This is a genomic window from Bacillus solimangrovi, assembly GCF_001742425.1.
In the GTDB taxonomy this organism is placed as follows: domain Bacteria; phylum Bacillota; class Bacilli; order Bacillales; family Bacillaceae_N; genus Bacillus_AV; species Bacillus_AV solimangrovi.
In genome coordinates this window covers 1-6,451 of sequence record NZ_MJEH01000051.1, presented here as the reverse complement: position 1 = coordinate 6,451, position 6,451 = coordinate 1, and the positions used below count along the sequence as shown (strand labels likewise).

Genomic DNA, 6,451 nt, shown 5'->3' with positions numbered 1-6,451 from the left:
TTTGGTCTTTCAATTCCTAACTCTGCAAGCTTTTCATGTGCTTCTTCTTTCGTGATTTCGCCCGCTTCTACTTGCGCTTTAATATCTTTTACCGCTGCTTTTGTCTCTTCATCTAAATTAGCGAAACGTTTATGTTGACCATGTTTTCCAAGAAAACCTTCAAAGCCTAATTCTTGGATTTGTTCACGTGCTTCTTCTCTCGTTAGAGTACCCGCTTCTACTTGTGCACGAATTTCTTCTAACGCTGCTTTCGTTTCTTCATCTAATTGGCTATATGCTAGCGAACGTCCACGTTTTCCTTCAATACCTAATTCTTGAACCTGTTCACGTGCTTCTTCTTTCGTTAATGTGCCTGCTTTCACTTGCTCACGAATTTGCTTAAGCTGTTCAGCTGTTTCTGAATCAATTTTTTGTACGATTTGCTTTTCAACGACTGTAGTATCAACGTCTGAATTTGCTGATGCTGTGAAAGTTGTTCCTGATGCTGCTACACCTACTGCTAATGCTCCTGCTAAAAATTTTGATGAAAATGTCTTTAACATATGTTCCCACTCCTTCTGAAATTTGTGTGTTGCTTTGTCTTACAAGTCATATACTAAAGCTCGAATGTGTCGAGAATATATCGAAATGAAAAAAAGGAGAAAAAACTTTTCAAAAACTTAATCTAAGCTTGCACCGTATACTTCATCAACGGTAACATTCGTCCCTTAAAAACCGTTGATGGTGTTTCACCAATTTGTTTCGCACCCATTCTTTCATAAAAGCCTTTCGCATTCGGATCACTATCAATCGTAAAACTGTTAATGTCTAATTCCTGAGCTTTCTTAATCATATATTCCCATAGAGTCTTACCAAAACCTTTGCCTATAAAATCAGGATTTATGTAAAAGAAATCGAGACTATTGCTTTCCCCTCTTTCAAAAGTAAAAAATCCAATGATCCCTTCCACCCCATCTAATATGTACACATCATTTTGTCTAATATATTGCCCCGTTATCGTTAAATCTTCTCTACACGCCTCAATAAAATCTTCACTATAGTCCCAATGAGCTTTCGATCTTAATGCAATGTCACTTAATGCATAAGCATCTTCAAATAATGCTTCTCTTATATTGTTCATTTTTTACCCCCCCTATGATTATTTCTATCTATATAAGATATGTTAAATGATGCTGGTTCTTGTCCAATTCCGTTGACGACATCATCACTACAACAATTGAAGATATACAAAACTTACTTCATCTAATCCGATTTTCACTTTAATATCTTGTATTGAAATATTTAATTTGAGGGGAAGTTAAGTTTTTTAAACCACCAAGTTAAACTTATTATGATAATACCTAGGACACTGGCTTCCAAAAAAGGTATTCTAAATACCAAAATAAACTCAAAAGTAAAGCTACTTATGTTCCTTAGTGTGAATTTAGAAGGATCTAAAGATATATTAGAGATATGGATTGGTGAAACAGAAAGTTCAAAATTTTGGCTTACGGTATTAAATGACCTGACCTTAAAAATTGAGTGTTACAAGAAGTAGCCATGTTGGATTAACAGGCCTAAGGGAAGCCATACAGACGGTTTACAGTGAGGTTGAAATTCAACGTTGTATTATTCATCAGCTTAGAAATTTATTCACATGTTTCTTACAAACATGTGAATGAATTTACAAAAGATTTTAAATCTGTTTACCGAGCACTAAACGAAACCGTTGCATTAGAGCAGTTAGAGATTTTAAAAGAAAAATGGAATTCGAGATATAGAAATTTAAAATGCCTCGTCATACAGATGGATTTTAATATTCCTTGCTATAAAAAAATCAATTCAGTATTTCACAACTGGCCATTTTGACTTGCGTAGCGAATTCATCAGCTCTGGTCCGACATTTAAATTACTCTCAACAAGCTCTGTAGGTGTTAATGCCATCCATTGATTAAGAGAAACATCTTCAAAGCGGTCGCTCTGAAACATTTCTAAAAACCATACACTTTTTGTACCGATATTTTGAATATAATGTCCATATGGAGATGGGACGTAGCCGACATCACCTGCGCGATAGTTAAAAGTACGAGCTGTTCCGTCTGCTGCAAATACAGTCATTTTAGCCTCACCTGACAAGTAATACTGCCATTCGTCATTGTTTGGGTGCCAATGCAGTTCTCTCATCGCTCCTGGTTTTATTTCCACAAGTGCTGCTGCGATATTCTCTGAGATTGGAAAATTTGAAGAGTCAACGATACGTACGCTCCCACCAGGAGTAATAATAGGTTCTTGTGCAAGTAATTTATGCGTGAAACTTTGTGGGACAGAGCCGTATGGACTTGTTATACTCTCGCTTTGTAGTGAACCGGGAATTTCTCCTTGATACATGTATTTTTGGCTATCTGGAATATCCTTAAAAGCCTGTTCGTCTACACCAAAGTTATCTGCTAATATAGATTTTGGTGTATGGGCAAACCAGTCTGAAATAGAAAACGTATCAGCCTCAGTAAAATTCCCATCATCAAACACTAATAAAAATTCCGCTCCCTCTTCTAATCCTTGAATAGAATGAGGGATGCCTGCTGGAAAGTACCACAAATCCCCTTTTTCAACATCAGCAATAAAATTGTGTCCATTTTGATCCACTGCCGTAATTCGCGCACGACCTTCTAACATTAACGACCATTCGTCTTGCTTATGCCAATGCAATTCGCGTACGCCACCTGGTGTGAGTCTCATATTTACTCCCGCTAGTGTTGTGGCAATAGGCAGTTCCGTAGCAGTAACTTCCCTTGCCCATCCTCCATGATACAATTGCATATTTGTATCTGAAAATGAAAATTTTAAATTGGGTACTTTTCCTGAATCTGTCGCAGGGGGGACGAACATATCTGGATTTTGCAGATCTCTCATGACATCTCTTGGACCTAAATCAGTAGCCCCAGCTCCATCACTTCGAATGGGCTGAGGTATATTTCTTACAGAGTATCGTTTATCGTTGCCATGATCTTTCATTGCAGTCAGCTCCTTTGTATGAAATATTTATATTCTTTTCCGTAGTTGAGGTGTCAGTCACTTGTCGAATATATATCACTTTAATTCAACATCCCATAGAAGATTTTGAACAGCATCTAACTTGTCTTCTAATGTGAACTTTGACATAGAAAAACTGCACCTCCGATTATTAGATATTGTCTAACAATTGGGGTGCAGTGCAGTTCATTTTACTCCTACTCGGTTTCCAACTCTCATTTTAAGTTCTTTTGAATATATTGCACGATCTTTCGAAGCTCAGTCATACTTGGTCGACCAAATGGGCTCGTTTGACGTTGCTGATACATTATTTTACCATGTTCATTTAATAAAAAATAAGCAGGCTCACCATGTACACCATGATCTTCGTATGGGGCATCTTGCCCGTGATAGTAAACTTCATAAGCCTTTAACGCCTCTAAATTTTCATCACAAAGAACTGGAAAAGAAAGATTATGCTCTGCTACTAGTTCTTTTAAAGCAGACATTTCATCGGCTGAAATGGTCATAATATGAATATTTTTCCCTTCAAAAAAACCTACATTCTCCTGCAATTGCTGTAAGTCGTGGAGACAAACAGGACACCAAGATCCTCTAAAAAATATGAGCAGATGCCATGTATTATGCTCCTTAAGGTGCGCAGACATATTAAACGTACTTCCATCGGTACAAGGAACAGTGAAAGAAGGTGCTGAATCGTTCAATTGAAGTTGGCTCATATCGTCAATCACTCCTGTCATCTAATTTTCTTACTTATAGAAGATGTTCAAAAAGTCCGGGAAAAATGACTGTCGAATAACCGAGTTAGTTTGTTATTCTCCGTCCTTTTTAAACACACTCTTGTATACTTTCTGTTCATTAAGAAAATTTATGTGTAAGATGATGAAGAGTGTAACCTTAATCTGGACATAGACCTACACTCCCACTAGAACGAATAATGGTTGTTCATTCAATAATCATTTCATTTTACAATTTGAACAACCTTTATGATGAAACGAAGAAGTGCTAAAATGAAACTAACAATGAATCGTTTTTTCATTACCTTGCACAATTTGTACATTGAACGAATGATTGCTTACGCAAAGCAAATAGCCAAGACTTCAACCTATTTAAAATTTTTTAATGAAGGTGATGTAATTGAATCAAACGTACACGGGTTTTATCTTTATATTATTAGGAACTATATTTTTGATTTTATCATTAGCAGTAACGATGTCAGCTACACTATTGGCAGTTTCACTCGGAACAAGTATAATCTCAAATCTAATCGGTACGATATTTTTAATGCGATCAATTAAAACAAAGAAAGAAAATTTATGATTTAACAAAGTGACCTCTAATTCAAGGTCACTTTTCTTTTGCTCTAAAATTGCAACACAAGTGATCAGCTTATCCATTGTGATAAATATGTCAAATTACTGTTCAAACTTTTAAGTAAAGTAGTTATCATTTTTAGACCGTCATTACGAACTAACTTTCTTAAGAAATTCTTCATAATTATATAAGAAAAATGTTAAGAAATGAACGTTATCCTAGAGTAGCAATAATCGAACAAATACTTAACATAACAACTTTGTACAAAAGTAACAATTCTTCTAAGGAGGTTATTCCCTGTGGCTGAAACACAAAATCCAAAATTATCACCAACTATGCGAACTTTAATAGTTGGCTCACTCTTATTATTAGTCTTTTCACTCGTATATACTTCTATTATTGTCATACAAAGTTATGCAAATGCTGATAACGATAACAACTATTCTTCTATTAATTCTATTGGTTTTGGTGAAGATACCCAAATAAATCTAATAGAGAAAACAGATGGAAGTACAGAAATTGAATCAGTAAATGGTGAAGAAACAACAACTTACTTCTTACCTGATACAAATGAAGGGATTACATTGTTTCCTATCGAGGGTAACATTCTCTTCGGTATGATCTCAAATGAGCAAATTGAAAAGCTATCACTGAATGATTCAGAAGAAAAAATTTCAGTAAACGTTAATACTGATAGTTTAAGCTTCATTCAACATAACGGTTATACATTCTTTTATTCTATCGAGAGAGTGAATGAACCAGTCATCGTCAAAGGATTCTCAAATGAAAATGAACTCATTTATGAAACAGAAAAACCACAATCATTAGGAAAGGAGTCATAATGAAATGAATTTTTTTATAACGATGATAGGTGAACTTGGTTATCACGGTGGACTGGGAGCACTCGTTGCCTATGTGATCGGTCGAAAAAAAGTATCACAAAACCATTTATGGCTCTTACTACTAATCGGTTTTGTAGCAGGAATTTCTCCTGATTTGACATTAGCTTTCCAAGTTGCAGACTCGATTCTTTATGCTATTTTAGGTGCTGCTACTCCACTTGGTATTATTTCAAGTGTTTTGTATTCTTTAAGTCATTCTATTTTCATCGCACCTAGTTTCAGTTTAGGAATGGCTATTATCATTCGTCGCTTCCTACCTGAATTAAACCTACAGACGCGTTGGATGATTATGTTCTTTTCTTTATTAATTGGTCATTTATCTATGGATTTCTTAGATAATGGATTACCAATATTATTCCCAATCATGAGTGAAAAGAATATCGGTTTAAATTTATTGAACGGAACTGATGGTTTCCTTATTGTTTTATTCATTAGTTTGTTAGCACTCATCATTCTTGGACGAAACAATACAAAACGAAAATGGACGTTATCAATTATTGCAATAGGTGTTGCTCTTTTCGGTTCCTATGTTGGTTTTAAAGGATATTCAGAATCTACCATTCAACAACAATTGTCTGAACAATATCCTGATGTTGATGTTTACCTTAAACCAGCAAGTAGTAATCCTTTCTCTAGTAACCTATGGACTTATGAAGTTAGATTAGAGTCAGGTAATCCGATAAGAATTATTTATGGACAAGGATCATTCTCTAAATTGAATGAACAAGAGCGTATTTTACAAACAGAATTAGGATACAAGCTCTCAGTAAAAGAATTAACCTTTGAAGATCAACAATATTTCATAGGTATCAATTATAAAATTACGGATAGTGATGATGAATCCAATTATGAAACCGATGTAAAAGAGGAAGACTTGTTTGTTTTTCTACATGATAAAAAAGCTGAAGAATTAGTAGAAATTAAAAGTGAAAAGAGAGAACGAATTCTTAGTGAATTACCATCAATGAATGACGAACAAATCACTTATCAAAATCCTGCCATTACAATAGAGGGATTCAATAATAGCACGAATTAACTAATCTCAAACAACGCAGAAGCTTACAACAATAGTTGTGAATTTCTGCGTTGTTTTTTATTTGCATTTCTTCTAATGCTAGCTTTAATTTTCACACTCTGTTCACTACTTTACTTTAAATTGAATCCTCCCAGAACCTATTGAAGTAAACATTGAGCCAATTTGATAATTGATACCTATGAAATAT

At 34.8% G+C, this 6,451-nt stretch carries 6 protein-coding genes and 2 pseudogenes; 3 read left to right on the top strand and 5 right to left on the bottom strand.

The window, feature by feature from the left end; all coding sequences use genetic code 11:
- Both BFG57_RS14810 and BFG57_RS14805 read right to left on the bottom strand, forming a co-directional pair.
- Positions 1 to 542 (bottom strand): annotated as a pseudogene (locus tag BFG57_RS14810) (hypothetical protein); the annotation flags it as partial.
- A 122-nt stretch (positions 543 to 664) separates the two neighbouring features.
- Positions 665 to 1,120 (bottom strand): GNAT family N-acetyltransferase, encoded by a 456-nt coding sequence (locus tag BFG57_RS14805; protein ID WP_069718276.1) that lies wholly within the window; start codon positions 1,118 to 1,120, stop codon positions 665 to 667.
- Between the two features lie 291 nt (positions 1,121 to 1,411).
- On the opposite strand from BFG57_RS14805, the pseudogene BFG57_RS19345 reads away from it, so the two are divergent.
- A pseudogene (locus BFG57_RS19345) lies at positions 1,412 to 1,758 on the top strand (transposase); the annotation flags it as partial.
- 63 nt (positions 1,759 to 1,821) lie between these two features.
- Here BFG57_RS19345 and BFG57_RS14795 read toward each other — a convergent pair.
- The 3 genes from BFG57_RS14795 to BFG57_RS19080 all read right to left on the bottom strand — a co-directional run bounded on the left by BFG57_RS14795 (position 1,822) and on the right by BFG57_RS19080 (position 4,409).
- The gene (locus tag BFG57_RS14795; RefSeq protein ID WP_069718274.1) at positions 1,822 to 2,994 is read right to left on the bottom strand and encodes an oxalate decarboxylase family bicupin; all 1,173 of its coding nucleotides are present in this window, start codon (positions 2,992 to 2,994) and stop codon (positions 1,822 to 1,824) included.
- A 233-nt stretch (positions 2,995 to 3,227) separates the two neighbouring features.
- The gene (locus tag BFG57_RS14790; protein WP_069718273.1) at positions 3,228 to 3,731 is read right to left on the bottom strand and encodes a peroxiredoxin family protein; all 504 of its coding nucleotides are present in this window, start codon (positions 3,729 to 3,731) and stop codon (positions 3,228 to 3,230) included.
- Between the two features lie 423 nt (positions 3,732 to 4,154).
- Complete coding sequence (locus BFG57_RS19080) at positions 4,155 to 4,409, bottom strand: hypothetical protein (RefSeq protein ID WP_175428365.1); 255 nt, start codon at positions 4,407 to 4,409, stop codon at positions 4,155 to 4,157.
- Between the two features lie 216 nt (positions 4,410 to 4,625).
- Here BFG57_RS19080 and BFG57_RS14780 point away from each other — a divergent pair, with 216 nt between their 5' ends.
- Both BFG57_RS14780 and BFG57_RS14775 read left to right on the top strand, forming a co-directional pair.
- Positions 4,626 to 5,168, top strand: coding sequence for a hypothetical protein (locus BFG57_RS14780; RefSeq protein ID WP_069718271.1), 543 nt, complete (start codon positions 4,626 to 4,628; stop codon positions 5,166 to 5,168).
- Positions 5,169 to 5,172: 4 nt separating this feature from the next.
- On the top strand, positions 5,173 to 6,264 hold the full coding sequence (locus BFG57_RS14775) for a metal-dependent hydrolase (RefSeq protein WP_069718270.1): 1,092 nt from the start codon (positions 5,173 to 5,175) through the stop codon (positions 6,262 to 6,264).
- Positions 6,265 to 6,451 lie beyond the last annotated feature (187 nt).